Genomic DNA, 26,453 nt, shown 5'->3' on the forward strand with positions numbered 1-26,453 from the left:
GCAGGGACACAAAAAAATCCGGCCTTCAACAGGTGAAGGCCGGATTCTTGGGACGCCTTGGCTACGATGCAATGCTTAAGTGAACAGCATTACGCCATGGACGGGCTTTTCTCATGAGACATCAACATTGAGGAAGTGAACCTAACCCCGGTAGTCGTTTCTTTTCACGGGAGATTGGGATTACATGCTGTAGCGTGAGAGGCACTAGCGATAACGGCTCCCGTGCCGTCTAGGGCGGAAGCCGTCATGACTGTCGTTTGTTTGGTCTTACAAAGAAGCGTGCAGGAAGATGAGTTATTACAGGTGGTACTTGAATACGGGTTGCCGTAAGTCCAACCCCAACGAAACGAGACGGTGTTGGACGGCACTGAAGTTACGTCGCAGGTGTCAGGCTCGCACGTTAGCGCAATCGTTGAACTCAGAGCGGCTGCACGTACAGGGGGTGCCGTAACTCCAAACACTCCAGCGCCAATTAGTGAAGCAGCTATCAACATCAAACGCAGTTTTGATTTAGTTATCATGACGAGTTCCTTCTTCTTTAGGTGATTAACATAGCCAAGATGCATCTTGGCTTAAAAATAATACTCTCTTTGCAATCAAACTATCACACCGACTGTGAGATTTTTAGAGAATGATTTTATTCATGACAAATAGCTGTGTCGTAGGCTCTTTCGTCAAGCAGACACTTCAAAAGTAGAACCCCCAACGACGTGCTGTCGGTATTCGTGGATTTATGCTGCTCGACGATTCGTGAAGCAGTTGCTCGTTGTAGCCGATCAGCAACACGTGCGCTGCCTCGCGCACATCTTGCACGCAGGCGAACAGGTGATAATCGAGGACATCCTCGCAGAACGTCCGATTGAAGCGTTCGGTGAGGCATTTCCCAAAACGGTGTGAAAACGGTGCCAGGTTCACTTACAACCGTTTGAATTGTTGCGGGGCTGCCAATGCACGGGCCTTACTCCGGCAGATTGCTTGGTTCTGGCTTTTATGATAGCGCCTAAGTCATGCCGACCAAGAGCGCGCGCTTAGGTCGACACAGTGTTCAAGTGATTCGGATCGCTTGCTCGGGTAACGTGACCCAACGCGTTGCGAAACATCGGATAAAAAAACGCTTAAAAAAAATCAGACCTCATGATGTATCGCCTCGGCCGGCAGCTCGCCGTCACCGCGCCGCGGCATCAGCTCCACCGTGTACATCGCCGCCAGCACCAGCCCACCGCCGACCAGCATGCGCCAGGTCAGCGCGTCGCTACCGAAAGCCACCGCAAAACCCGCGGCGAATACCGGCTCGGTGGTCATCACAATCGCGGCACGCGCCGCCGGCATGTGGGACTGGGCCCAGGTCTGCATCAGCATGGCGCCTGCACCCGCGATTAGGGCCATGTAAAGCACGGCAAACCACGCAGCGCGATCCGGCGGCAGCGTCGGGCCATGCGGCACGGTGGCGAGCAGGCAGACGACGGCGATCGCCACCATCTGCACGGCCGACATGCCGAACGCCTCGCCGCTGCGCGACCACTGCCCCAGCCCGACGATATGCAGGCCGTACATCAGTGCCGATGCCAGCGTCAGCCACACGCCCAGATCGACCGACACGCCGTTGAGCGACAGCAGCGCGAGCCCGGCCGTGGCCAGCAGCACGGCGAGCCATATCACGCCCGGCATGCGATGGCGCAGCAACAGCATCGCCAGCAGCGGCGTAAACACCACATACATGCCGGTGACAAAGCCGCTGACGCTGGGCGCAATCAGCGATAGCCCCCACGTCTGCAGCAGCTGGCCGACGCCGTAGATCACGCCAAGCAGCAGGCCGCGCAGCAGCTGCCGACGCTCAAGCCGGAACACCTGGCGGAAGAACAAGACAAGCATCACCAGCGCAGCCACGACAAAACGCACGGCCAGGAAATCCGCCACCGGCATGCGTGCCACTACGTTCTTGATCAGGAAAAACGTCGAACCCCACACGGCGGTCATTGCCAGAAGGCCGAGGGTGGCGAGCGTGGTGGTGGAGCGCGTGCTGGGCATGACTGTTTTGGTCGGGAACGGGGAACGGCAGCTTATCGCTACGTGTCATGACGTTCACACTGCAATGGCTGCGAACTGGAAATACTTCGTAACGTTACATATCGCATGCTCTGCTTTAACCATTCCCCGTTCCCCGCCGGGCCACCTCGGGTGGTTCCCCGCTTCTGCTACTTCCTGCGGCGGCTCAACAGCTGCCCCGGCACCTTCAGCCAGTAATGCGCCCAGATGCCCAACCAGACCACGCCCGCGATAAGTGGGTTGCGCGCGGCCGGATCGTGCTTGCGAAACCAGCGCCACATGCCGTGGTGCTTGTTGCGGCTGACGAAAACCGGCCGGTGCGCGCTGGACGTGCCCTTGGCGTGCGTCACGCGCACATCGCCGGCGAGCAGCACCTGGTAACCCATGTCGCGCACGCGACGGCAAAGGTCCAAGTCTTCGCAGTGCAGAAAATAATCCTGATCGAAGCCGCCGACCCGGGTGAACACCGCGCGTGGCATCAGCATCAGCGCGCCGGAAACCGCTTCGGCCTCGATCACTTCTTCGGGAATCTCTTCAGTGATGTTGACGCCCTCGCCAGCGCGGCCAAACATCGTATTGACCGCGCGGCGCAGCAGCGGATCGCGGCGCCACGAGGCCGGATCGGGATGGCCTTCTTCATCGCATACCACCGCGCCGACCAGACCGGCCTTCGGATTGCGCGCCAGCACATTGAGCAGGTCGCGCAGATCGTCCTCGAGCACGAGGCAGTCGGGGTTGAGCAGCAGCAGCGACTTTCCTCTCGCCCGGGTCGCGCCGATATTCATCGCCGGGCCAAAGCCCAGGTTGGCGCGGTTATAGATGACCGTAAGACGCGGGTCGCCCTGATACGCGCGCCCGATGGCCTGCGGCACGCCGTCGTCGGAGCCGTTGTCGACCAGGATCACCTCCAACGCCAACGTGGTGTTGAGCAGACGACGCACGCAATCGCGCATCATCTGGCCGCTATCAGCCGACACCACGATGACGCTGAGTTCGGTGGCAAACGGCGAGAGGGGGGAACCGGGGCTATTCACGCGGGAAGTATGCTTGAGATTGTGTGAAGGGAGAATCGGCGGCACAGCCACATCTGCAAAACCGTGCGCAGCGTCGCCGGAGCATGTCATTGAATCGCATCATGGCGTCATACCATCGGGCCACACCAAACCTATACGTAATCTGCGCACATAAGGTTTAACGGACTCAGTCATCCGCTACCGCGTCGTCACCCAACACGGCGCGCAGGGAAAGCGGCATATCGCCGTGACGGCGGATCAGCCACGGCTGCTCGCGATACCAGCCGTCCAACTGCCATCCGAGCAGCCGATGTAGCTTGCCGGTATCGCGATCGCGCAACGCGATGCCGCGATCGTTAGGCAGGCGCGCGGCGAACCAGCGTCCCGAAGGACTGAAGGCGGCCTGCGCGCCGACGCCATCGATCCGGGTGCCGTCATCGAAGCAATACGCGCCGTCGCGATGCACTACCCGACCGCCGTAGGGGTCGTCGATACCTTCAGTGCCTTCGCGCCAGCGCGGCGCCTGCAGTTCGATGATTTCCGCCGGCGGCCCGACCGGCGCACGCGCCAGGCGCGGCCAGTCCGATGTTGCGGCGTCGGACTGATTCGTGCCGTCGGCACCGGTGTCGACCTTGAACGCCCGCCGCGCATCGCGATCGAGCCACGCCTCCAGGCCGGCCAGCAGGGTGTAACCGACCAGCATGCCGAGCAGCGCGATGACCCACGCGAAAATGCCCCCTCCCAGCGCGCGCTGCAACGCGAACAACGCGCCGGGCAAACCCCAGCCCAGGCCGTGACGCAGCAACCAGCGATGCTCTGGCGCCAGCCGATGTTCCAACAGCAGCAGCACCGCCGCCATCGCCGGCAGCAGCGGAACGCCGATCCACCACGGCGCCAGCGCCAAGGCCACGCCCCACGCGATCGTGCCAAACCACAGCGCCGGCGAAAACCTGGGGCGCCGAGCCATCGCTCAGCGCCGCCTTGTGCCGGAAAAAACGATCAGCCGCACCACACGCGGGCATTGCGGAACATGCGCATCCACGGCGAATCCTCGCCCCAGCTTTCCGGATGCCAGCTCATCTGCACGCTGCGGAACACGCGCTCGGGATGCGGCATCAGAATCGTCACGCGACCGTCGGCGGCGGTGAAGCCGGCCAGGCCGCCGGGCGAACCGTTCGGGTTGAGCGGATAGTTCTCGGTGGGCTTGCCGCGGTTGTCGACGAAGCGCACCGCCGCATGCGCCTTCGCCGGACTGCACGAGTTGGGAAAGCTCACCCGGCCTTCGCCGTGCGCCACCGCCACCGGAATGCGCGAACCGACCATGCCTTTGAAGAACAGGCTGGGCGAATCGAGAATTTCCAGCGTGGCCACGCGCGCCTCGTACTGCTCCGACGCATTGCGCAGAAACTTCGGCCAATGCTGCGCACCGGGGATGATGTCCTTCAGCTGCGACATCATCTGGCAGCCGTTGCACACGCCCAGAGCGAACTTGGTCTCGTCGGCGAAAAACGCAGTGAACTGCGCGCGCAGCATGTCGTTGAACAGGATCGAGGTAGCCCAGCCGCGGCCGGCACCGAGCACGTCGCCGTACGAAAAGCCGCCGCAAGCGGCCAGGCCGCGGAAGTCGGCCAGCTTGATCCGACCGCTGGCCAGATCGGACATGTGCACGTCGACCGCATCGAAGCCGGCGCGGGTAAACGCCGCCGACATTTCGACCTGGCCGTTGACGCCCTGCTCGCGCAGCACGGCCACGCGCGGCCGCACGCCGCGGCCCTTGGACGCGGCGATAAACGGCGCGGCGATATTCTCGCTGGCGGTGAAACCGAGCTTCGGCGTGATGCCGGGGTCGGCATCGTCGCGCCGCCAATGCCGCTCGGCATCGGCGCTGGCCGGGTTGTCGCGCAGGCGCTGCATGGCGTAGCTGGTGTCGTTCCAGGCTTCGAACAGCGTGCTCCAGTTCCACTTGAACAGCGTGTCGCCGCCGAGGAAGAGCTTGATGCCGAGCTTTTCTTTCGGCCGTCCAATCCGGTGACTGATCGCCGCCAGGCCGTGCTTGACCAGCAGCGCCTCGAACGGCTCGCGGTTGGCCTCGGCCACCTGCAGGACCGCCCCAAGCTCCTCGTTGAACAGGCCGCGCAGGGTCGCCTCGGCCCAGCCGTCCATATGGATTTCCAGACCGCAGTGGCCGGCAAAGGCCATCTCCAGCAGGGTCACGATGGCGCCGCCGTCCGAGCGGTCGTGATACGCGAGCAGCAGGCCGCCGGCGTTCGCTTCCTGCACCAGATCGAACAGCGCCTTGAGCCGCTTCGGGTCGTCCAGATCGGGCGGTACGCCGCCGCCGCGGTTGAACACCTGGGTCAGCGCCGAGGCGCCGAGACGATCGCGCCCCGCGCCCAGATCGATCAACCACAGATCGGAGTGACCGTGATCCAGCCGCAGCTGCGGCGTCAGCGTGCGGCGCGCGTCGCTGACGCGAGCGAAGCCGGTGATCACCAGCGACACCGGCGAGACTGTGCGCTGCGGCTTGCCTTCATGCTCCCATTGCGTCTGCATAGACAGCGAGTCCTTGCCGACCGGGATCGAGATTTCCAATGCAGGGCACAGCTCCATGCCGACGGCCTTCACCGCATCGAACAGCGCCGCGTCTTCGCCCGGATGGTTCACCGCCGCCATCCAGTTGGCCGACAGGCGAATCTCGCCCAGGTCGGCAATCGGCGCGGCGGCCATATTGGTGATCGCCTCGCCAACGGCAAGGCGCGCGGCATGTGCGCTGTTGAGCACGGCCACCGGCGCGCGCTCGGCCATCGCCATCGCTTCACCGACGTAACCCTCGAAATCCGACAGGGTTACCGCGCAATCGGCGACCGGAATCTGCCATGGTCCGACCATCGGGTCGCGGTGATTGAGGCCGCCCACGGTGCGATCGCCGATGGTGATCAGAAAACTCTTGCTGCCCACCACCGGCAGCCGCAGCACGCGCAGCAGCGCCTCGTTCATGCCGATGCCGGTGAGATCGGGCAGCACGTCGATGCGCGGCTTGATGTGCCTGGCGTTGCGATGCATGCGCGGCGGCTTGCCGAACAGCACGTCCATCGGCAGGTCGATCACCACCAGGTCGCGGCGCGGGTCGGTCACGCGCAGGCGGCGTTCCGCCGTAGCGTCGCCGACTACGGCATACGGGCAGCGCTCGCGCCGGCACATCGCCTCGAATTCGGCCAGGTGTTCCGGGCCGATCGCCAGCACATAACGCTCCTGCGATTCGTTGCTCCACACCTGCATCGGCGAGAGCTGCGGATCGTCGCAGGGAATCTTCGACAGGTCGATCTCGCCACCGACGCCGGCGTCGTTGAGCAGCTCGGGGATCGCGTTGGACAGGCCGCCGGCACCCACGTCGTGCACGCTGACGATGGGATTGGCATCGCCAAGGCGGCAGCAGGTGTCGATCACTTCCTGACAGCGGCGCTCCATCTCGGCGTTGTCGCGCTGCACCGAGGCGAAATCCAGCTCGGCGCTGGAGCTGCCCGATGCCACTGACGAAGCGGCGCCGCCGCCGAGCCCGATCAGCATCGCCGGCCCGCCCAGCACGATCACCTTGTTGCCCGGCTGCACGGCGTGCTTCAGCACATGGCCCGGACGCAGGTTGGCCAGGCCGCCGGCCAGCATGATCGGCTTGTCGTAGCCACGGCGCAGACCGGATTCGCCGGTTTCGTGTTCGTACGTACGGAAGTAACCGCCCAGACAGGGACGGCCGAACTCGTTGTTGAAGGCGGCCGCGCCCAGCGGGCCGTCGCGCATGATCTCGAACGCGCTGGCCATGCGCGGCGGCAGCGGACGGTCGATCTCCCACGGCTGCGGGTGGCCGGGAATGCGCAGGTCGGACACCGAGAAACCGGTGAGGCCCGCCTTCGGCTTGCCGCCACGACCGGTGGCGCCCTCGTCGCGAATTTCGCCACCGGCGCCGGTGGCCGCACCAGGCCATGGCGCGATCGCGGTGGGGTGATTATGCGTTTCCACCTTGATCGCGAAGTCGATACGCTCTTCGTGCGCGCGCCAGATACCGTCCTTCGCATCGGGGAAAAAGCGCTTGCCGACGCTGCCCTCGATCACCGCCGCGTTATCCGAGTAGGCGGACAAGGTATGCGCCGGCGACTGCTGGTGCGTGTGCTTGATCATGCCGAACAGGCTCTTGTCCTGATCGACGCCGTCCAGTGTCCAGCTGGCGTTGAATACCTTGTGGCGGCAATGCTCGGAATTGGCCTGCGCGAACATGAAAAGTTCGGCGTCGGTCGGGTCGCGGCCCAGTTCGGCGTAGCGGTCGACCAGATACTCGATTTCGTCGTCGGCCAGGGCCAGACCGAGCCGGCCGTTCGCTTCGTCCAGCGCAGCTTTCGGATCGCCGCCAAGCGCGATATGTACCAGATCGCCGGGCTGGCCGACCAGGAAGAGTCCCTGCGCCTCGTCGATGCGGGTGAGCACCGACTGCGTCATCGCGTCGTGCAGCTCGGCCATGATTACCGCGTGGTACGGCGCGCTTGCCGCGGGCAGGCCGGTGATCTGCCAGGCCATACCGCGCTCGACGCGACGGATGTCGGAGCCTTCCGCACCGAAGCCTGCGCCGTGCAGGATTTCCGTAGCCTTGCTCGACCACGGCGAGATGGTGCCCAGCCTCGGCACGACCCAAAGCGTGGCTGGCTCGGGCTTGGCGTCCTTCGCTTCCAGCACCGCCAGCAGGTGCTGGCGCAGCGTGCCTTGCGGCGCCGTATCGGTGTCGACAAAGTAGACGAACCACGAAGCCTGTACGCGCACGCCGTGATGCAGGGCATCCAGGCGGGCATTGAGACGTTCGAGGCGGAATGGCGAGAGGGCGCTCTGCCCGTCGAGTGCGATCATGCGGGGAACGGCGCTATGCGGAAAACGCCCATTCTAACCGATGCGGTCCCGACGATGCTGCACTACGGCATCGCGGCACGGACGCTCAGCGGCCGCGCGCCATACGGCGGATCAGCTACCGCTGACGTCCGAACCATCCTCAATGGCCCGCAGCAGCTGATCGGGCGTCACATAACCGCCCAGCACGCGCCCATCCGGCCCGTAAATGGTCGGCGTGCCGTCAAGGCCCAGCTTCAAACCGAGGTCGAACTGATCCTTGACCGGGTTGGTGCAAGTCGCCGGCTTGGGCGCTTTGCCATCGATGGCGGCGCTGAAAGCGGCCTTGCGGTCGCTGGCGCACCAGACCGAAACCATTTCGGTATAGGTCGGCGTGGGCCGACCCGCCGTCGTCGTCACGCCTTCGCGCGGCCACGCGAGGTATTCGACCGCGATGCCCGCCTTGTTGAAATCGGCGATGTGCTCGTGCAGCGCGCGGCAGAAGGCGCAATTGACGTCGGTGAAGACGCTGATGGTGACCTTCGGATGCGCCGGCGCGAACACGATGCGCTGCGAGGCCGGCACCTTGGCGATCTGCGCCTTGCGGAAGTTCGCCCACGCCAGCTTGCTGGTGTTCTGCTTACTGCTCAGGTCGACCAACTCGCCGTTGAGCATGTACTTGCCGTCGGCGCTTACGTAGAGCATCTGCCCCGACACGATGACCATGTAAAAGCCCGGTATCGGCGCGACGTCGATCTCGTCGATAACCGCCTTGGACGACACCTTGGCGATCGACTCACGCACCATTTTCTCGGCCGCCGGCGTCACGCCCTGGCCGATGCTGGCGCTCGCGGCGGACGCAGCCGTGGGCGCGGCCGGCGAGGCCGCGTTCTCCGCCGCGGTTGCACCGAAAGAACAGGCGACCAGACCGGCGGCCAACAGCCATTGTTTCAACATCGACATCCAGAACCTCGTGTATTCAGTACGGACGCCCGATAACCGCGTCGATGGCGCATTCTCGCACAGGCGACTGAATGCCCCTGAGCTATCGGAAAGCAGCGGCTGGGCGTCGCTTGACCTCGACCGGGCCGGCGGGGGAAATTGCAGGCTCGGCAGCATCACGGCTTCGAACAACCGGGCGACTCACTTGATCATTTGCATTCCCAACGTATTGACCGCCGACGAACTCGACACCGTGCGCAGAGAGCTCGGCAGCGCGTCCTTCATCGACGGCGCCAGCACGGCAGGCTGGTCGGCACGCGAGGTCAAGAAAAATCTGCAGGTCACCCATGACACGCAAAGCCAGGCGAAGCTGCAGAAAATCGTCTACGACGGTTTTCTGCGCAATGCCATGCTGCAGGCCGCGGTGCTGCCATCCGCGGTCACGCCGGCGCTGTTCAATCGTTACGACCTCGGCATGGAATACGGGCCGCACGTGGATGCGCCTGTGATGGGCGGCATGGGCAGTGCCGTGCGCAGCGACGTGGCGATTACGGTGTTCCTGACCGATCCGAAAACGTATGCCGGCGGCGAACTGATCGTGGATGCCAACGGCATGGAGTGCGCGTTCAAGCTCGATGCGGGTTCCGCCATCGCCTACCCGGCCAATTCCTTGCACCGCGTCGCCGCGGTGACCCAGGGCGCGCGGTATGCCGCGGTGATCTGGGTGCAGAGTCAGGTCCGCGACGCCAGCAAGCGCGAACTGCTGTGGGACCTGCAAAACGCCAAACGGAACATCTTCGGACGCGAAGGCAAAAGTGCGACGTTCGATGCCATCAGCAAGTCGCACGCCAACCTCATGCGCATGTGGGCAGACGTCTAAGTCTCAGCGCAACTGCTCAACCGCGCGGATGATGCTGCGCGTGCAGCCGCTTCAGGCCTTCCTTCGCCACCAGGGTGTAGATCTGCGTGGTGCTGAGCGAGCTGTGCCCCAGCAACATCTGCAGCGCACGCAGATCGGCACCGTGGTTGAGCAGGTGCGTGGCGAACGAATGCCGCAGCACGTGCGGGGAAATGCGCTGGGCGTTGATGCCGACCTTCAGCGCGTAGCGTTTCACCAGGGTCCAGAACATCTGCCGGGTCATGCCTTCGCCGCGCCGGCTGAGAAACAGCGCCAGCGGCTGACGGCCCTTGGCCAGCTCCGGCCGCGCGCCAGCGAGGTAGGTGTTGATGTACTCCAGCGCCACTTCACCCACCGGCACCAGCCGATCCTTGCCGCCCTTGCCGGTGACCCGCAGCACGCCCTGACGCGTGTTGAGCGCCGCCAGCGGCAGCTCAACCAGCTCGGACACACGCAGGCCCGACGCATACATCAGCTCAAGCATGGCGCGGTCGCGCTGGCCGAGCACGGTGGCGACATCCGGCGCATTGAGCAGGCCGACGATCTCGCGCTCGGCCAGCGCCTTGGGCAGGCTGCGCGGCATGCGCGGCCGTTCGATCAGCAGCGTCGGGTCGGCGAAGCCCGGCTCGTTGCGCGCCAGAAACGCGTAATAGCGGCGAAAGGCCGACTGCCGCCGCGCGATCGATCGGATCGCCACCGGCTGCGCGCTGTCGGAGGCACGACCGTGAAAGCCGGAAATATCCTCGCGCCGGGCGGTGCGCAGCGTACGCTGCCGCGTGGCCAGCCACGCCGCCAGCGCTTCCAGATCGCGGCGATACGCCTCCAATGTGCGATCGGCCAGGCCATCCTCGGACCATACGCGCTCCAGAAACGCGGCGATGCTGCGCCGATCGGCTTCGGCGATACTGGCGGAGTTTTCTTCCTTCTTCTTCATGCGCACGATGCTGGCCATTGCGCGCGTACTACGCAAGCGACACGCCGCCGATGCCGACCACGCTGCACACCACCGATATTCCCTGCCCGCTGTGGCGGCGCCTGCTGGCGCTGGTTTACGACGTGCTGATCGTGGTGGCGATCGTGATGGTGGTGGGCCTGCTGTGCCAGTTGGCGACCGGTGGCGAGCTGATCCGCACCGGCACAGCAACCTCGGTGCCGGCCTGGTATCAGGTATTGCAGGGTCTGGTGGTTGCGGCGTATTTCATCAGCGCCTGGCGGCGCGGCGGGCAGACTGTCGGCATGCGGCCATGGCGCATGCGCTTGACCACCACGGTAGGGACGACGCCCTCGCTGCGGCATTCGGTGATTCGTCTGCTGGTCGCCGCGGCGCCGCTGCTACTGCTGCTGCTTGAACCGACGCTGGGATTGCACCCTACGCTGTGGGCCGTGCTGGTCGCGTGGACGGTGTGGTTTGCGGTAGCGTTGTTCAACCCGCGGCGGCGGACGCTGCACGATCTGGCCGCCGGCACCGAGATTCGCCTGCTCGGCTGAAGCCTCCCGCTCAATCCACGCAGGATTCCATTCGCCCATGTCCAGCTCGCCCGCCCAAACCCGCAACGATGCCGAACTGATCCGCGCCAACCGCGGCTTCTACGAGACGCTATGGGCCGACTCGCAGCTGATCGATCCGGATCGCTTCAACACCTGGCCCCTGCTCAGCGAACTGGCCGCCAGCGCGCCGCATCGACTGGAAGTGGCGCCGGGCCTGCGCCCGCGCATGCCGCTGGAGGGCACGTGCTTTGTCGATCTGAGCCACGCCGCCCTGCACCGCCTGCACCAGCGCGGCGCCGACGCCGTGCACGGCATGATCGGCGCACTGCCCTGCAGCGACGCGCGCTTCGAGCTGATCTGCGCGCTGGACATTCTCGAGCACGTCGACGACGACAACGCCGCGCTGGCCGAGCTCGCGCGCACAGCCAAGCCCGGCGCCACGCTGCTGCTCTCCGTGCCGCTGCATCCCGACGCCTGGACCGCCTTCGACGACTTCGTCGGCCACTGCAGACGCTACGAGCCGGCGCAGATCGTTGCCCGTCTCGCCCAGCACGGTTTCACTATCGAACACAGCGCCGTCTACGGCATGCAACCCAAATCCTCGCGCCTGCTCGACGTCGGGCTTTGGTTTCTCACCCATCAGCGCAAGCGCGCCATGTGGTGGTACAACCGCGTGTTCATGCCGCTGGGCGTGCGTTTCCAGAAGCCGCTGGCATGGCGCGAAGGCATGGGCGACACGCAAGGCGTGGACGAACTCCTGCTGCGCTGCCGATACCGCTGAGCAAAACCACGTTCGCGTCCAAGTGACTGATTAGAAAAGTTTCTGAACGAAACTCGCAGGGATTTGCGGCATTGCAACAGGCTGAGGCAAAGCGCGCTAAGATGGGAGAATTCCTTTCATCCCGCCGGTCTCTTCGATGCTTTATCAACTCCATGAATGGCAGCGTGCGTTTCTCGGTCCCCTGAGCTACTTCGCGCAGGCCAACGCGCGCATGCTCAACGACAACAGCAGCCCGCTCGGCAAGCTCAGCGGCGCACAGCGCATCGCGGCCGGCTACGAGCTGATGCACCGGCTGGGCAAGGAATACGAAAAACCCGAATTCGGCATCACCAGTGCCATGGCGCACGATCACGAGATCGCGGTGATCGAACGCGTGGCGCTGGACAAGCCGTTCTGCCAGCTGAAGCGCTTCAAGCGTTTCAGCGACGATCCGGCCACCATCGAAAAGATGAAGCACGATCCGATCGTACTCGTCGTCGCGCCGCTGTCGGGCCATCACGCCACCCTGCTGCGCGACACCGTGCGCACCTTGCTGCACGACCACAAGGTCTACATCACCGACTGGGTCGATGCGCGCATGGTGCCGGTCGAACTGGGCAGGTTCGATCTCGATGATTATGTGGGATACATCGAGGAATTCATTCGCCATATCGGCGCAGACAACGTCCACGTCATCTCCGTCTGCCAGCCGACCGTTCCGGTGCTCGCCGCCATTTCGCTGATGGCCGCGCGCGGCGAGAAAACGCCGCGCAGCATGACCATGATGGGCGGCCCGATCGACCCGCGCCGCAGTCCCACCAGCGTCAACAATCTGGCCACCACCCAGCCGCTGTCGTGGTTCGAAAGCAACGTGATCCACGCCGTGCCGGCCAACTATCCAGGCTACGGCCGCGAGGTGTACCCGGGCTTTCTGCAGCATGCCGGGTTTATCGCGATGAACCCGAATCGCCATCTGAACTCGCACTGGGATTTCTATCAGGACCTGCTGCGCGGCGATATGGAAGACGCTGAATCGCACCGCAAGTTTTACGATGAATACAACGCCGTGCTCGACATGCCGGCCGAGTTCTACCTCGACACCATCGAAAAGGTCTTCCAGGAATTCCTGCTGCCGCGCGGCCTGTGGGACGTTGCCGGCGAACGCGTCACGCCTTCGGCGATCAAGACGACGGCTTTGCTGACGATCGAAGGCGAGCTGGACGATATCTCCGGCCTCGGCCAGACCGAAGCCGCGCATGAACTGTGCAGCGGCGTGCCGGCAAAGCGCCGCGCACACAAGGTGATCGAGGGCGCCGGCCACTACGGCATTTTCAGCGGCCGCCGCTGGCGCGAGACGGTGTATCCGCAGGTGCGGGATTTTATTCGGAAGTTTGACAAGGTGACGGTGGTGGGGAAGAAGGCGCCTGCAGCGGGCTGATTTGACTCATCCAGCTGTAACTCGCTCGTCGTCTTCACTAGTGAAATCCAAAAACTGAAGAGCTTTCGCCCTCCTTTGGAGGGCGAAAGCTCTTCGCTTCAATCCATCAAAACCCGCGAAGATTCACGGCAGAAACTAGCGAAAAAACGCAGCGCCAACTACCCGCGAGCAAAAAACGAGCGGAACGCCTCGACCACCCTCTCCATCCCCTCATCATCCACATCCAAATGCGTCACCAACCGCAACGTCGGCAGATACCCGATGCTGATGCGAATACCGGCCGCCTTCATATGGACGTCCAAATCGCGCAGGCGATCAGCAGGCACGTCGACGTAGACCATGTTGGTGAACTGCCCGAGCAGGTTGACGCCGGCGATCTCGCGCAGGCGGCCGGCCAGATAGGCGGCGCGGCGATGGTCGTCGGCCAGACGCGTCACGTGGTGATCGAGCGCGTAGATGCACGCCGCGGCGAGCAGGCCGGCCTGGCGCCAGCCGCCGCCGGCGACCTTGCGCCAGCGCCGCGCCTTGTCGATCAGCGCCTGCGAGCCGACCAACACCGAACCGACCGGCGCGCCCAATCCCTTCGACAGGCACACCGACACGCTGTCGAAATACTGTGCGATGTCGCGCGCAGGGACGTTGCCGGCGACCGCTGCATTGAACAGGCGTGCGCCATCGAGATGCAGCCCGAGCCCGCGTTCGCGAGTCAGAGCGTGCGCGGCTTTCAGATAATCCTGCGGCAACACGCGGCCCCACCAGGTGTTTTCCAGTGCCAGCAGCTTGGTGCGGGGAAAATGCGGATCGACCGGTTTGATCGCCGCGAGCACCTTGTCCAGCGGCAGCGTGCCATCGGCGTCCTGCGGAATCGGCTGTGGCTGGATGGAACCGAGTACGGCGGCACCGCCACCTTCCCAGCGAAAGGTATGTGCATCGGCACCGACCAGATATTCGTCGCCACGCTCGCAGTGCGCCATCAGGGCCAGCAGGTTGGACTGGGTACCGGTCGGTACGAACAGTCCGGCCTCGAAACCGAGATCGCCGGCCAGTCGCTGCTGCAGTGCGTTGACGGTGGGATCTTCGCCGTAGACATCGTCACCGACATCGGCCAGCAACATCGTTTCGCGCATGGCCTGCGTCGGCTGAGTGACCGTGTCGCTGCGTAAATCGACAACTCGCATGGCGGACTCTCGCAGTTTGAATTGAAAAATTAAGCGGGTAAGGCTTGCGATTGGCGAAACCGGAATCAGCCGCTGCGGCGGAAATACAACCAGCCTGCCGTGGCGAGTATCAGAATAGGCAGCAGGTTCGCCAGCAGCGGCGGCATGCCGTAGACGGTGCCGAAGTTGACCATCGCCTTCTGCAGAAAGTACCAGCCGATCGCCAGCAGCATGCCGATGAAGATGCGCTTGCCGAGGCCGCCCGAGCGCAACGCGCCGAACGCGAACGGCATGGCGCACAGCACCAGTACCAGTACGCTGAGCGGATACAGCGCACGACCCCAGAAGGCGACGGCATAGACACCGGGCGATTCGCCGTTGGCGGCGCGATAGCGGATATTGCGCCGCAGATCGCGCATGGAGAGGTACTGCGGCAGGATGATCGACTGCGCCAGCACCTGCGGGTTGAGGCCGGTAGCCCACGGCTGGGTGGCGAGCGTGGTGGTGTGTACGCCGGTCGCATCCAGCGTACTGTCACGCACATCCTTGAGCAGCCAGTGCTTGCCGTTGTGTTCGGCCGACTTGGCCCATTCGAACCGGGTCAGCTGGCCGTCCGGCGTCATGGTGAAGATGCGCACATCGGCCAGCTCGACGCTGCTGATGCCCTCGTGACTGGTCAGCATGCTGCCGCGCGCGTTGATGAAGTTGTTGCCGTCACGCGCCCAGGTGCCGCTGCTGGTGGAGCCGACATTGGCGTTCTTCATGCGCAGTTGCATGGACTGCGCTTTCTGGTCTCCCCACGGGCCGATCGTTTCACCCATGATGACCACGCCGATGATCAGCAGCGTCACCACGCCAACCGCCGAGATGGCGATGCGCAGGCGCGACATACCGGCCGCGCGCAGCGCGGTCAGCTCGCCGGTCGAAGCCAGGCCGCCCAGCCCCAGCAGGCCGCCGATCAGTGCCGCGTTGGGGAACATCTCGTAAAGCCGGCGCGGGAACGTCACCATCACATAGACGATCGCGTTATTCAGCGTATAACCGTTCTTGCCGACGCTTTCGAGCTGGCGCAGGAACTGGGTCACTGCATCGAACCCTGTCAGAACCAGCCACACCATCAGCACCGAGCCGATGACGCTCATCATCACCAACCGATCGACGCGCTTGATATTGAACACGCTCATGTCAGCCCGCTCATGCGCGCTGACTCGCACGAAGCCTGCGTGGCGAATACTGCTTCCACAGCAGCCAGCCGGCTATCGATATGACCAAGACATGCAGTGCCCACATCGGTGCCTCGCTGTGCCAGTGCCCTTTGGCGATCTGGCCGCGGCACAGCGCCAACACGACGTAATAAAGATAGAAAGTCACGATGGCGAGAAACAGACGACCATAGCGCGGCTCGCGTGGACTCTGGCGTGACAGCGGCAGCGCCAGCAGCAGCAGCACCAGGGTCAGCGGTGGCGAATTGACGCGCCAGGCAAGCTCGGCGCGTGCCAGAGGATCGTGCGACCGCAGCAAGGTCAGCGTATCCATCGAGTGACTCGGATCGTTGTCGTCGTCGTCGGACTGCACGCTGGAAAGCGACGTGTCGTTGCGCTCGTACTGCATCTTGCGCCAGTTGTCCGCGCCCAGCGGTATGTCGTACTGCCAGCCGGTGCGGAAGGTGATGAAGCGGTCCGAACCGTTGCTTTCCTGATACAACTCGCCGTGGTCGGCGCTCACCACCTTCAGATGCAGGGCGCCGCCGGCCGCATCGCGCTGCGTTTCGACGAAGGCGTGGCCGAGCTTGCTGCCGTCGCGGCTCAGCGTGTCGACAAAGATGATGCCGCCCTTGCCGGGCAGATCGGTAAAGCGCCCCGCATCCAGGCCGGCCGCGATCACCGAGCGGTTGGCCACCGCCACCATGTTGTTGCTGGTGCTGACCGCCCACGGGCCCACCCACAGCGAAACGGCTGCCGTAATGACCACCAGCACCGCGCTGAGAATCAGCACCGGCTTGAGCAATCCGCCCGGCCCCATGCCGGAGGAGGCAAGCACGTGCATCTCGCTTTCCCGATACATGCGGCCAAGGCCCATGAGCACACCGAGAAAGCTGGCCAGCGGCACCATATTGGTCAGTCCATCGAGCGTCTGCAGGCCCAGCACCTGAAACATCACGCTGGCCGGAAAGCTGCCGTTGGCGACCTGCTGCAGCACCTTGGCAAACGCGCTGCCTGCCACCACCACCAGCAGCACGACCACGGTGGCGGCTACGGTTTGCGCCAGCTCGCGTAGGAAATAGCGGTCGAGAATGCTCAGCATGAGATAAACTTGATCGATCCTTCGCCATGACCGATACGGTCGGCAAACCTTAAGTCTAGCCGGTTCGACCGCTGTCGCGCCCGCACAGGAAACACCCGATGACACTTCAGTTCAGCCTCGGCACCGCCGCCCCCGAAACCGTCGACACCGCCTGCATCCTGGTGGGCGTGTATGAGCAAGGCATGCTGACCAGCGCTGCTGCGCGCGTGGACAGCGCCGCGGAAGGCGTCATCAAGCGCCAGGTGGAAAGCGGTGACATCACCGGCAAGGCCGGCTCGACCACGCTGTTGTTCGCGCCGCATGGCGTGACCGCCAAGCGCGTACTGGTGATTGGGCTGGGCTCACAGAAGACTTTCGACGAGGCGCGCTACCAGAAAGTGAGCATCGAAGCGGCCCGCGCGCTGGGCAAGTTGCCGGTGGCCGACGCCGTGTCGTACCTCACCGAAGTCGACGTGCCCGGGCGCGACAGCGCGTGGCGCGTGCGCATTGCCGCGCTGACGACCGACCACGCAGCGTACCGCTATACCGCGACCTTCAAGCCACGCGACAAGAGCAAGCAGGTCACCCTCACCAACGTCAGCTTTGCCGGCAACGCCGACGCGCAGACCGGACTCGACCAGGCGTGCGCGCTTGCAGCCGGCATCGAATTCACCCGCGAACTGGCCAACCTGCCGCCGAACATCTGCAACCCGGCCTACATCGCCGAACAGGCGCAGACGTTTGCGGATGGCCAGGGCGACAAGGTCGACTGCCGCGTGCTCGACCACGTGGAAATGGAGCGACTCGGCTTCGGCTCGCTGCTGGCCGTGGCGCGCGGTTCGGTCAACAAGCCCAAGCTGGTGGTGCTGGAATACAAGAACGGCAACGAGGGCGACAAGCCATATGCCTTTGTCGGCAAGGGCGTCACGTTCGATACCGGCGGCATCAGCCTCAAGCCCGGCCCGGGCATGGAAGAGATGAAGTTCGACATGGGCGGTGCCGCGGCCGTGCTGGGCGCGTTTATCGCCGCCGTGAAAATGGAGCTGAAGGTCAACCTGGTCTGCGTGGTGCCGGCGGTGGAAAACATGCCCGACGGCGACGCATACCGCCCCAGCGACGTGATCACCAGCCTGTCCGGCCTGACCATCGAAGTGCTCAACACCGATGCCGAAGGCCGCCTGATCCTGTGCGACGCGCTGACCTATACCGCCCAGACCTTCCACCCGCACACCATCATCGATGCCGCCACGCTCACCGGCGCCTGCGTTGTAGCGCTGGGCAAACACGCTACCGGCCTGATGAGCAAGCACGACGATCTGGCCGCGGAACTGATCGCGGCCGGTGAGAAAACACTCGATCGCGCCTGGCGCCTGCCGCTGTGGGACGACTACCAGGTCCAGCTCGATTCGGGCTTTGCCGATATCGCCAATATCGGCGGCAAGAGCGCCGGTGCGATCACCGCCGGCTGCTTCCTCTCGCGCTTCACCGAAGGCCAGCGCTGGGCACATCTGGATATCGCCGGCACGGCGTGGGACGAAGGTCGCAAAGGATTGGCCACCGGTCGGCCGGTCGCGCTGCTGACGCAGTGGCTGATGGATCGGGTATGAAGAGCGGGGAACGGGGAACAGGGAGCAGGGAACGCACAGCTCGCGGCGAGCGTGAGCCTTCGTGCGCCCTCGTCTTCTTCCGTCTTTTTGACTCCGCGTCGCTGCGAAGGATCTCCGCGATGCGGACGTTCCCCGTTTACTCGCGGCTTCGCCGCTCGCCCTTCGGGCCGCCTTTGGCGTTCGCGCTGCGCGCGTCCCATTCCCCGTTCCCCGCTTAAATCCCGTGCCCCGCGCCGACTTCTACCTCATCGACAAGCCGCGCTTTCGCGAGCAGCCGCTGCTGCTCGTGTGCGAGCTGACCAAAAAGGCGTTCGCAGCCCAGCAGCCGACACTGATCCTGACCCGCGACTTCGAACAGGCCGAAGCGATCGACGAGCTGCTTTGGGCGTTCGACGAAGACGTGTGGATTCCGCATCAGCTGGCCGGCGATGACGACGACGCGGATACGGCCGTGCTGATCGTGCCACCAGGCATCGAGACGGCCGATCGTCCGCTGCTGATCAATCTGCGCGACGGCTGCGTCACCGGCCAGTTTCAGCGCGTGCTCGAAGTGGTCGCCGCCGATCCGGCCGAACGCGATGGCTCACGCGTGCGCTGGCGGGAATACCAGCAGATGGGCTTCGAGCTGAAAAAGTTCGACATGTAGGCCGTAACGACGCGCTCAAGGCTCGTCGTCGGTCACCTCCTGTGTGCGAGCGATCACGCGTGCCAGCACCTGCGCCAGCTGCTCGCCGCTGAGCGGTTTGCGCAGAAAGTCGTCCATACCCGCCGCCTGTGCGCGCATCTCGTCCTCGCTACCCGAACGCGCTGTCACCGCCACGATCGGCAGGCGCTGGCCGTCGTGTTCGCGCTGGCGAATCAACCGGGCGATCTGGAAGCCGTCCACGCCTGGCAGATCCAGATCGAGCAGCACCGCATCGAAGCTGGCGTGTCCCAGCTCAGCCAGCGCGGCCAAACCGTTGGCTACATGCCGCACCGTGTGGCCCTGCTGTTCGAGCAGTCCGGAAATCACCGCGGCGATGATGGTGTCGTCTTCGACCAGCAGCAGGCGATAGCGGCGATGCGCCGTGGCGACGGCCGGCGAGTGCTGGACCGGCGCCGGCTCGGACAGCGGCAGACGTACATGGAAGCTGCTGCCGTGACCCACGCGCGACTCCAGCTCGATGCTGCCGCTCATCATTTCCACCAGCTCGCGGCAGATCGCCAGACCCAGGCCGCTGCCGGCACCGCGATGCGGCCCATCTTCCTGCTCGAAGCGCTGAAACAGGCGCGCCCGGCTCGCTTCGGGAATACCCGGCCCAGTGTCGCTGATGCTGAAAACCAGACCCTGCGCCGTACGCTGCGCGCGCAGTGTCACGCTGCCGCGCTCGGTGAATTTCAGCGCGTTGTTGGCCAGATTGAGCAGCACCTGCTTGATGCGCACCGCGTCGCCGATCACGCACTTGGGCAGATCGGGCGCCACATCGAGCACGAAACGGATGCCCTTCATATGCGCCAGGCCCTGCTCCAGTTGGCTCACGTCGTCCAGCAGTTGCCGCGGGTCGAACGGCGCAGGCTCCAGCTCCAGCCGCCCGGCCTCGATGCGTGCCAGGTCGAGCGCGTCGTTGAGCAGCTTCAGCAGCATGCCGCCGGATCGCTGCATCGCCTTGGTGTAGTCGTGCTGCAGTGGAGTCAGTGGCGTGGTCAACATCAATTCGGCCATGCCCATCACGCCGGTCATCGGTGTACGGATTTCATGGCTGAGCGTGGCCAGGAACTGCGTCTTCGCTGCGCTAGCCGCCTCGGCCAGCTGCCGCTGCTGCTCGATCATCTGCATGCGATGACGCTGCGCCAGGCGCCGACGCCAGCCGCGCAGTACCAGGCCGGCGGTAAAGAGGATCATCAGTACGTAGGAGGCCCACGCCCACCAGCGATTCCACGGCGGCGCCTGTACGGAAATCCGCAGCGGCGTCGGCAGGCTGCTCCACGCACTGTTCTCGCCGGCGCCCTGCACGTGTAACGTGTAGTTTCCGGCAGGTAGCCCGGCGAAATCGCGCTCGCCGCGGCTGTCCACATTGACCCAGCCGTTGTCGAAACCGCCGAGCTTGAACCGGTAGTGGTTGCCTTTCGGACTGATGAAGGACGCGGCGCGCACGTCCACCCGCAGGTCGCGATCGCGCCAGCCCAGCGATATCGCGCTACCGGCAAGCGGCAGTTCATAAACATCCCCTTCCCTGCGCACGCTTACGCGAGTCAAGATCAGCGGCGGCGATGCGGCCGCGTTATTCATCGCGGTGAGATGCTCGGGCTGGAACATCAGCACGCCGGCACTGTTGGTCGCGAAGATCGTACCGTCTTCGGCAACCATTGCGCCGCTGAAGTCCGCGTTGGAGAGACCTTGTGAGGGACCGAACGATTGAAAGCGGCGACTGACCGCGTCGAAACGAAACAGGCCCGGATTGGCCAAAAGCCAGAGATGCCCCAGGCGATCGACCTGCATGTCGACCAGATCCGAGACAAACGGCTCGTGCTTGAAATCGATGATGTCGTCGCGCACAGCACGGCCGCTGGCATACCGGTAGTGCGCGATGGTCGACGATTCAAGCAGCCAGAACCCCGTGGCGTCGAATGCAGCACCGCGTACAGTGGTTTGCGGTACACCCGGCACGAAGACGAATTCCTTCGCCGAAGCATCCCAGCGCAGCAAGCCGCCGTTGCTGACATACCAGAGAGTGCCCGCATGAAAGCTGATTTGTTCCGGCAGCAAGGTGTCGTCGGTCACCGACGGCGACGCGCCGGCTTCGAGACGCAATGGCGTAATCGCCAGTGTCTCTGGATTGACGGCCACAACGCCACCGCCCCAAGAAGCGACGTAGGCTGTGCCATCGTCGGCAACGACGATCAGCACCGGTCGCTGCATGGGCGAATCGCCGGCAGGTACGGCAATGAGTTTTCCGTGATCGAGTACGTGCAACGCGCCGGAACTGACGATCCACAGGCGCCCGCGCGGATCTTCCGCCATCGCGATGATCTGCGTATGCATATCGCGAATGACGTGCGTGACCGTGCCGGTGCCTACATCGAGCTTGTCTATCCAGCCATCGTTGCCGCCGACCCACAGCAGTCCATCGCGCGCAAAAGCCATGGCCGATGCAGCGATACCGCTGAGGCTGTTCGGATCGTCCGGTATGTGGGTAAAGCGGGTAAAGCCGTTCCACGCCGGCGGCAGATACGCCACGCTGGACTGGTCGAACGTAATCCATAGTCCGCCTTCCCTATCCAGCATGGTCTGCCAGATCTTGTTGCTGGGCAGCCCGCCGGGTAGCAGCGGCTGTCCGGTGATGGGCTGCAGCCGGCCGTTGCCCTCGTCCAGCAGCATGCCGCTGACTGTGGCGATCCACAGTCGAGATTGCGCATCGCGCGTGCTGCTCACCACGCGCAGTGAGGACAGCACCTGCGGCGCGAATGGGTGCGCGACGAGGTCGTCGTGAATGATCAGCAGACCGCCATCGATCGCCACGCGAACCTCGCGCTGCTGCGGATCGGCGAGGCCGCCTTCGATGCGCCAGATCTTGCCCGGATTGCCATGAAACGCCGGATCGATAGCGATTCGGCGCAGGCGGCCGCCGGCGCTGCGCAGATACAGGCCCTTCGCGGTACCAATCCAGAGCCGGCCATCGGATTCGGACAGCAGCGCGCGGGTTTCGCCGAAGGAGGCGGCGTGCGTGCCATCGATATCCAGCGGAACATGATCGAAGCCCTGACCGTCCTTGCGCATGCGGTCGAGTCCTTCGCCCGTGGCGACCCACAGCTGGCCGTCGGTCGTCTGGGTCATTCCCCACACTTCGTTGTCGGCAAGGCTGGAAGGTTTGGCATCGTCGTGCGTCCATTGCTGGAAGCGCTCGGTCAGCTGGTCGTAGACGATCAGGCCCGTCGAGATGCCGCCGGCCCATATCTTGTTGTCGCGATCGACGTAGAGCGCGTAGCTCTGGTTGGCCGGCAGCGAGCGAGGGTCGTCCGGCGCGTTGCGAAACGCCTGAAAGCTGACACCGTCGTAGCGCATCAAGCCGGCGGCCGAGCCGAACCACATCAGTCCGTGACGATCCTGCGCCACCGCGTACACCGACCCGCGCAGCACGCCCTCATCGACGCCGTAGCGGCGAAACTGCGGCGTCGCCAGCGGTGCTGGCGTGGTGGAGGTCGATACCGGGTCGAGTGCGGGCAGCGTCGACACCGGCCCAGTCATACCCGGCATGCGCGCGATCGGCGCCTTGGTCGATGGGTCGACCTGAGCCATGCCGCCGGCACAGGTGACCAGCAAGACAAGCGCGAACACACCTTGACGCCAACGCGATGCAGCCATGCACAAATCCCCCGATCCCGGTTCATCATGCCAAAACTGGCTCTCGGCAGCGAGCGCAGCACTGAACGCGCCAGCGAAACAGTGCGTCCAAGCGCGACCTGCTAGCGTGGCCAAACAAGATCAGCCAGACTCGCCGACATGTTTCGAGACCACCCGCTACGCCTGTTGCCGTTCTGCGCCGCGCTGCTAGGGATGCCGCTCGCCGCGCATGCGGCCAGTGCCCGCTATCACTACGATCCGGTGCATAGCCAGGTGCTTTTCAGCATCGACCACGATGGCTACTCGCGGCCATTTGGACGTCTGCATATCGCCAAAGGCTGGCTGCAGTTCGATCCGAAAGACTGGAGTACGGCAGCCACCGAACTGGACATCGACCTGGCCAGCGTGGATATGGGCGACCCCGATTGGAATGCGGCCGTGTGCAAGCCTGCGCTGCTCGACTGCACGCACGATCGCTATGCGCACTTTGTCAGCACCAGCGTAGAGCGCAAGGACGACCAGCACGGCGTGCTGCACGGCCAGCTGACCCTGCACGGCGTGACCCAGCCGATGGATCTGATGTTCACCTTCAACCGCCTCGCCACCACCATTTACGGCATGCATACCGTAGCCGGCTTTTCCGCCACCGCATCGCTGCAGCGCGAGTCGTTCGGCATCACCGCGTTTGCCCATTCGATCGGTCACGACGTGGCGATCTGGATGGCGCTCGAAGCCATTCGTGGCGACGATGCAAAGCCTTCGACCAAGGACACACCATGAGTTTGCGCAACGACAATCGCCGCTGGGGTACGGTGGCTCGGTTCTTTCATTGGATCATGGCGCTGGCCATCATCGGCAACGGCATCTTCGGTCTGCTGATGGATCTGGCGCACGGACCGATGCAGAAGATCAACTGGCTGGCGCTGCACAAGTCGATCGGCCTCACCGTGCTGGCCCTGTTCCTACTGCGCGTGCTGTGGCGGCTGATCGATCGCCGCCCGCCGGATGAGCCCGGCCCTCGCTGGCAGCAGATCGCTGCGCACGCCGTTCATGGCGTGCTTTATGTATTGATTGCCGCCATTCCGCTGAGCGGCTGGTGGTTCAACTCCGTCGCCGGCAAGCCGCTGCAGTGGTTCAAGCTGTTCAACCTGCCGTCGCTGGCGGCCAAGAACGAAAACATCGCCGATACTGTGTTCGCCGTGCACGAGTACCTGTTCTGGTTTCTGGTGGCGGTGCTGGTGGTGCATGTCGGCGCCGCGCTGAAGCATCACGTGTTCGACAAGGACAACGTGCTGCGCCGGATGATGCCGTTCGGCCGTCCGCGACCGTAATGCTCGCGTCACCGACCGAATGATATTTCCCAGGAGAATCTCGATGAAAGCCATTTATTCCGCTCTGCTCGCACTCGCTCTCACCGCACCGGCCGTCGCGGCCGCCACCGACTACGCCGTACAGCCGGCCGCCAGCACGCTGGGCTTTACCGGCACATTCCAGGGGGCAGGCTTCAGCGGCACCTTCGGCAAGTGGACCGCGGCGATCCGCTACGACGCGGCGCATCTCGGCGCGTCGAAGTTCGACGTCACCGTCGACTTGGCCAGCGCGAAAACCGGTGACAAGGATCGCGACACTGCCCTGCCCGGCACGGATTTCTTCAACGTCGCGAAATTTCCGCAGGCGCACTTCGTCACCACCGGCTTTCGCCAGTCCGGGGCGCAGGTGCTGGCCGACGGCAACCTCACCCTGCACGGCGTGACCAAGCCGGTGACGCTGACTGTGACCTTCAAGCCGCAGGGCGCGGGCGCCGTGCTGGATGTTGCCGGCTCGCTGAAGCGCCTGGACTTTGGCGTGGGCGGCGGCGATTACGCCGATACCTCGGTGATTGCGGCGGACGTCAAAGTCACCGCCCATCTGCAGCTCGTCGCCAAGTAATCCGCGGTTGCATCGCGCTGGGCTGGCCGGTCAATCCACGCCGGCGATGAAGGCGCGCACCGACGCCGCATCGAAAGGCCAGTCCAGCTCGCGGCCATCGCGATCGTTGCGCAGCACCGGCACGCGGTTGCCGTAGCGCTGCACCAGATCGACCGAGTCATCTACCCACAGGCTATCGAAATCCGGCGCGCGCGCCTCGGCCAGCACGGCCAACGCCTGATCGCACAGGTGGCAATAATCGCGCTGGTAGAGGATCAGGTCGGACATGCGGCTGCGAATGGCTGATGGCGACGCGTAGAATACCCGGTCACCTTCTTCGATCAGCAGCAATGCCATGGCCGTCAGCGTCTTCGACCTTTTCAAGATCGGCATCGGGCCGTCCTCCTCGCATACGGTAGGGCCGATGCGTGCCGCTGCGCGCTTTGCCGAGCGCTGGCTGGATGGCAATGGGGTGCTGGAACAGGTCGTGCGCGTACGCTGCGAGCTGTTCGGTTCACTGGCCATGACCGGCCGCGGCCACGGCACCGACAAAGCCGTGCTACTGGGACTGGAGGGCGAGCATCCCGATCGCGTCGATCCTGATCGCATCCCTACCGCGCTGGAGCGTATTCGCGGCACGCAGCAGCTGCAGCTGCTCGGCAAGAAAACGATCGCGTTCGAGGAAAAGCGCGACCTGGTTTTCAACAAGCGCCAGAAGCTGCCGTTCCACACCAACGGCATGCGCTTCTCCGCTTATGACGCCAACGACAACGAGCTGGCCAGCCGCGACTACTACTCGGTCGGCGGCGGCTTCGTGGTCAATAACGACGAAGCCGCAGACGACCGCATCGTCGCCGATACCACCGAACAGCCGTACCCGTTTTCCACCGGCGACCAGATGCTGGCACTGTGCAAAAAGCACAACCTCAGCATCGCGCAGCTGACCATGGCCAACGAAAAGGTCTGGCGCAGCGAAGAAGAAATCCGCGCCGGTCTGATGACCATCTGGAAAGCGATGCAGGACTGCGTCGCCCGCGGCCTGCGTTCGCCGGGCGTGCTGCCGGGCGGCCTGAAAGTCTCGCGCCGCGCGCCCGCCATGGCGGCCGAACTGCGCAACCAGCCCGAAGCCGCGCTGCGCGATCCGCTGACGATTCTCGACTGGGTCAATCTGTACGCGCTGGCGGTCAATGAGGAGAACGCCGCTGGCGGTCGCGTGGTCACCGCGCCGACCAACGGTGCTGCCGGTATCGTGCCGGCCGTGCTGCATTACTACGAGCGCTTTTGCCCGAAAGCCAACGACGACGGCGTGATCGAGTTTCTGCTCACCGCCGCCGCGATCGGCATTCTGTACAAGGAAAACGCCTCGATCTCCGGCGCCGAAGTCGGCTGCCAGGGCGAGGTCGGCGTGGCCTGCTCGATGGCGGCAGGTGGACTCACCGCCGCGCTCGGCGGCAACATGCTGCAGGTGGAAAGCGCCGCCGAGATCGGCATGGAGCACAACCTCGGCCTCACCTGCGACCCGATCGGCGGCCTGGTGCAGATTCCCTGCATCGAGCGCAACGCGATGGGCTCGGTCAAGGCAATCAACGCCAGCCGCATGGCCTTGAAGAGCGACGGCAAGCACCACGTCTCGCTCGACAAGGTGATCAAGACCATGCGCGATACCGGTCGCGACATGAAGGACAAGTATAAGGAGACCTCGCGCGGCGGCTTGGCCGTCAACGTG

The 26,453-nt window shown here is 64.3% G+C and carries 22 protein-coding genes; 10 read left to right on the plus strand and 12 right to left on the minus strand.

Features of this window, described 5'->3' with window-relative positions:
* Positions 1–687: 687 nt before the first annotated feature.
* The 6 genes from HDE78_RS18715 to HDE78_RS18740 form a co-directional block, all read right to left on the minus strand.
* Positions 688–915: an integrase core domain-containing protein gene (locus HDE78_RS18715; protein ID WP_179482328.1), complete on the minus strand. Its 228-nt coding sequence runs from the start codon at positions 913–915 to the stop codon at positions 688–690.
* Between the two features lie 210 nt (positions 916–1,125).
* Positions 1,126–2,028: a DMT family transporter gene (locus tag HDE78_RS18720; protein ID WP_179482330.1), complete on the minus strand. Its 903-nt coding sequence runs from the start codon at positions 2,026–2,028 to the stop codon at positions 1,126–1,128.
* 167 nt (positions 2,029–2,195) lie between these two features.
* Positions 2,196–3,080 carry a glycosyltransferase family 2 protein gene (locus HDE78_RS18725; RefSeq protein ID WP_345776085.1) on the minus strand — a complete coding sequence of 295 codons (885 nt, stop codon included), beginning with the start codon at positions 3,078–3,080 and terminating at the stop codon, positions 2,196–2,198.
* Between the two features lie 166 nt (positions 3,081–3,246).
* Positions 3,247–4,026, minus strand: a complete 780-nt coding sequence (locus tag HDE78_RS18730; protein ID WP_179482334.1) for a hypothetical protein — start codon at positions 4,024–4,026, stop codon at positions 3,247–3,249.
* Between the two features lie 32 nt (positions 4,027–4,058).
* Entirely contained in the window at positions 4,059–7,949 is a 3,891-nt protein-coding gene (gene purL / locus HDE78_RS18735; protein WP_179482336.1) for a phosphoribosylformylglycinamidine synthase, read from the minus strand.
* A 111-nt stretch (positions 7,950–8,060) separates the two neighbouring features.
* Positions 8,061–8,882, minus strand: a complete 822-nt coding sequence (locus HDE78_RS18740) for a thioredoxin fold domain-containing protein (RefSeq protein ID WP_179482461.1) — start codon at positions 8,880–8,882, stop codon at positions 8,061–8,063.
* Positions 8,883–9,072: 190 nt separating this feature from the next.
* On the opposite strand from HDE78_RS18740, the gene HDE78_RS18745 reads away from it, so the two are divergent.
* Positions 9,073–9,747, plus strand: a complete 675-nt coding sequence (locus HDE78_RS18745) for a Fe2+-dependent dioxygenase (protein ID WP_179482338.1) — start codon at positions 9,073–9,075, stop codon at positions 9,745–9,747.
* Between the two features lie 16 nt (positions 9,748–9,763).
* Here HDE78_RS18745 and xerD read toward each other — a convergent pair whose 3' ends face one another.
* Positions 9,764–10,717 (minus strand): site-specific tyrosine recombinase XerD, encoded by a 954-nt coding sequence (xerD, locus tag HDE78_RS18750; RefSeq protein ID WP_179482462.1) that lies wholly within the window; start codon positions 10,715–10,717, stop codon positions 9,764–9,766.
* Between xerD and HDE78_RS18755 the strand changes: the two genes are divergently transcribed.
* From HDE78_RS18755 to phaZ, 3 genes are all read left to right on the plus strand, one after another.
* Complete coding sequence (locus tag HDE78_RS18755) at positions 10,717–11,253, plus strand: RDD family protein (RefSeq protein WP_255457908.1); 537 nt, start codon at positions 10,717–10,719, stop codon at positions 11,251–11,253. The genes xerD and HDE78_RS18755 overlap by 1 nt on opposite strands.
* Positions 11,254–11,290: 37 nt before the next feature.
* Positions 11,291–12,034, plus strand: coding sequence for a methyltransferase domain-containing protein (locus HDE78_RS18760; RefSeq protein WP_179482339.1), 744 nt, complete (start codon positions 11,291–11,293; stop codon positions 12,032–12,034).
* Between the two features lie 136 nt (positions 12,035–12,170).
* Positions 12,171–13,451 (plus strand): polyhydroxyalkanoate depolymerase, encoded by a 1,281-nt coding sequence (gene phaZ / locus HDE78_RS18765; protein ID WP_179482341.1) that lies wholly within the window; start codon positions 12,171–12,173, stop codon positions 13,449–13,451.
* A gap of 158 nt (positions 13,452–13,609) precedes the next feature.
* Here phaZ and ltaE read toward each other — a convergent pair whose 3' ends face one another.
* The 3 genes from ltaE to lptF all read right to left on the minus strand — a co-directional run bounded on the left by ltaE (position 13,610) and on the right by lptF (position 16,912).
* Positions 13,610–14,629 (minus strand): low-specificity L-threonine aldolase, encoded by a 1,020-nt coding sequence (gene ltaE, locus HDE78_RS18770; protein WP_179482343.1) that lies wholly within the window; start codon positions 14,627–14,629, stop codon positions 13,610–13,612.
* 65 nt (positions 14,630–14,694) lie between these two features.
* On the minus strand, positions 14,695–15,792 hold the full coding sequence (lptG, locus tag HDE78_RS18775) for an LPS export ABC transporter permease LptG (RefSeq protein WP_179482345.1): 1,098 nt from the start codon (positions 15,790–15,792) through the stop codon (positions 14,695–14,697).
* Positions 15,793–15,802: 10 nt separating this feature from the next.
* Entirely contained in the window at positions 15,803–16,912 is a 1,110-nt protein-coding gene (gene lptF / locus HDE78_RS18780) for an LPS export ABC transporter permease LptF (protein WP_179482347.1), read from the minus strand.
* A gap of 98 nt (positions 16,913–17,010) precedes the next feature.
* On the opposite strand from lptF, the gene HDE78_RS18785 reads away from it, so the two are divergent.
* Both HDE78_RS18785 and HDE78_RS18790 read left to right on the plus strand, forming a co-directional pair.
* The gene (locus HDE78_RS18785; protein WP_179482349.1) at positions 17,011–18,498 is read left to right on the plus strand and encodes a leucyl aminopeptidase; all 1,488 of its coding nucleotides are present in this window, start codon (positions 17,011–17,013) and stop codon (positions 18,496–18,498) included.
* A 223-nt stretch (positions 18,499–18,721) separates the two neighbouring features.
* Positions 18,722–19,144: a DNA polymerase III subunit chi gene (locus tag HDE78_RS18790; protein WP_179482351.1), complete on the plus strand. Its 423-nt coding sequence runs from the start codon at positions 18,722–18,724 to the stop codon at positions 19,142–19,144.
* Positions 19,145–19,159: 15 nt separating this feature from the next.
* On the opposite strand, the gene HDE78_RS18795 is transcribed toward HDE78_RS18790, so the two are convergent.
* A complete protein-coding gene (locus HDE78_RS18795; protein ID WP_255457909.1) occupies positions 19,160–22,840 on the minus strand; it encodes a hybrid sensor histidine kinase/response regulator in 3,681 nt (1,226 codons plus the stop codon).
* A 138-nt stretch (positions 22,841–22,978) separates the two neighbouring features.
* On the opposite strand from HDE78_RS18795, the gene HDE78_RS18800 reads away from it, so the two are divergent.
* From HDE78_RS18800 to HDE78_RS18810, 3 genes are read left to right on the plus strand one after another with little or no spacing between them, the layout of a single operon-like run.
* The gene (locus HDE78_RS18800) at positions 22,979–23,599 is read left to right on the plus strand and encodes a YceI family protein (RefSeq protein WP_179482353.1); all 621 of its coding nucleotides are present in this window, start codon (positions 22,979–22,981) and stop codon (positions 23,597–23,599) included.
* Positions 23,596–24,150, plus strand: a complete 555-nt coding sequence (locus HDE78_RS18805) for a cytochrome b (protein ID WP_179482355.1) — start codon at positions 23,596–23,598, stop codon at positions 24,148–24,150. The genes HDE78_RS18800 and HDE78_RS18805 overlap by 4 nt, the downstream gene beginning before the upstream one ends.
* A gap of 43 nt (positions 24,151–24,193) precedes the next feature.
* On the plus strand, positions 24,194–24,748 hold the full coding sequence (locus HDE78_RS18810; RefSeq protein ID WP_179482357.1) for a YceI family protein: 555 nt from the start codon (positions 24,194–24,196) through the stop codon (positions 24,746–24,748).
* A 30-nt stretch (positions 24,749–24,778) separates the two neighbouring features.
* Here the strand turns inward: HDE78_RS18810 and HDE78_RS18815 are convergent, their stop codons facing one another.
* Positions 24,779–25,015, minus strand: coding sequence for a glutaredoxin family protein (locus HDE78_RS18815; protein WP_179482468.1), 237 nt, complete (start codon positions 25,013–25,015; stop codon positions 24,779–24,781).
* A gap of 67 nt (positions 25,016–25,082) precedes the next feature.
* Here HDE78_RS18815 and HDE78_RS18820 point away from each other — a divergent pair.
* On the plus strand, positions 25,083–26,453 hold a 1,371-nt coding region (locus tag HDE78_RS18820; protein WP_179482359.1), incomplete at its 3' end, for an L-serine ammonia-lyase.

Source organism: Rhodanobacter sp. K2T2 (genome assembly GCF_013408815.1).
In the GTDB taxonomy this organism is placed as follows: Bacteria; Pseudomonadota; Gammaproteobacteria; order Xanthomonadales; family Rhodanobacteraceae; genus Rhodanobacter.

Bases quoted from the DNA above. Each gene is read 5' to 3' on its own strand.
- HDE78_RS18720 (WP_179482330.1), bottom strand. From the start codon at position 2,028: ATGCCCAGCACGCGCTCCACCACCACGCTCGCCACCCTCGGCCTTCTG.
- HDE78_RS18800 (WP_179482353.1), top strand. From the start codon at position 22,979: ATGTTTCGAGACCACCCGCTACGCCTGTTGCCGTTCTGCGCCGCGCTG.
- HDE78_RS18785 (WP_179482349.1), top strand. From the start codon at position 17,011: ATGACACTTCAGTTCAGCCTCGGCACCGCCGCCCCCGAAACCGTCGAC.
- phaZ (WP_179482341.1), top strand. From the start codon at position 12,171: ATGCTTTATCAACTCCATGAATGGCAGCGTGCGTTTCTCGGTCCCCTG.
- xerD (WP_179482462.1), bottom strand. From the start codon at position 10,717: ATGGCCAGCATCGTGCGCATGAAGAAGAAGGAAGAAAACTCCGCCAGT.
- HDE78_RS18795 (WP_255457909.1), bottom strand. From the start codon at position 22,840: ATGGCTGCATCGCGTTGGCGTCAAGGTGTGTTCGCGCTTGTCTTGCTG.
- HDE78_RS18740 (WP_179482461.1), bottom strand. From the start codon at position 8,882: ATGTTGAAACAATGGCTGTTGGCCGCCGGTCTGGTCGCCTGTTCTTTC.
- ltaE (WP_179482343.1), bottom strand. From the start codon at position 14,629: ATGCGAGTTGTCGATTTACGCAGCGACACGGTCACTCAGCCGACGCAG.
- HDE78_RS18805 (WP_179482355.1), top strand. From the start codon at position 23,596: ATGAGTTTGCGCAACGACAATCGCCGCTGGGGTACGGTGGCTCGGTTC.
- HDE78_RS18760 (WP_179482339.1), top strand. From the start codon at position 11,291: ATGTCCAGCTCGCCCGCCCAAACCCGCAACGATGCCGAACTGATCCGC.
- lptF (WP_179482347.1), bottom strand. From the start codon at position 16,912: ATGCTGAGCATTCTCGACCGCTATTTCCTACGCGAGCTGGCGCAAACC.
- HDE78_RS18730 (WP_179482334.1), bottom strand. From the start codon at position 4,026: ATGGCTCGGCGCCCCAGGTTTTCGCCGGCGCTGTGGTTTGGCACGATC.
- lptG (WP_179482345.1), bottom strand. From the start codon at position 15,792: ATGAGCGTGTTCAATATCAAGCGCGTCGATCGGTTGGTGATGATGAGC.
- purL (WP_179482336.1), bottom strand. From the start codon at position 7,949: ATGATCGCACTCGACGGGCAGAGCGCCCTCTCGCCATTCCGCCTCGAA.
- HDE78_RS18810 (WP_179482357.1), top strand. From the start codon at position 24,194: ATGAAAGCCATTTATTCCGCTCTGCTCGCACTCGCTCTCACCGCACCG.
- HDE78_RS18815 (WP_179482468.1), bottom strand. From the start codon at position 25,015: ATGTCCGACCTGATCCTCTACCAGCGCGATTATTGCCACCTGTGCGAT.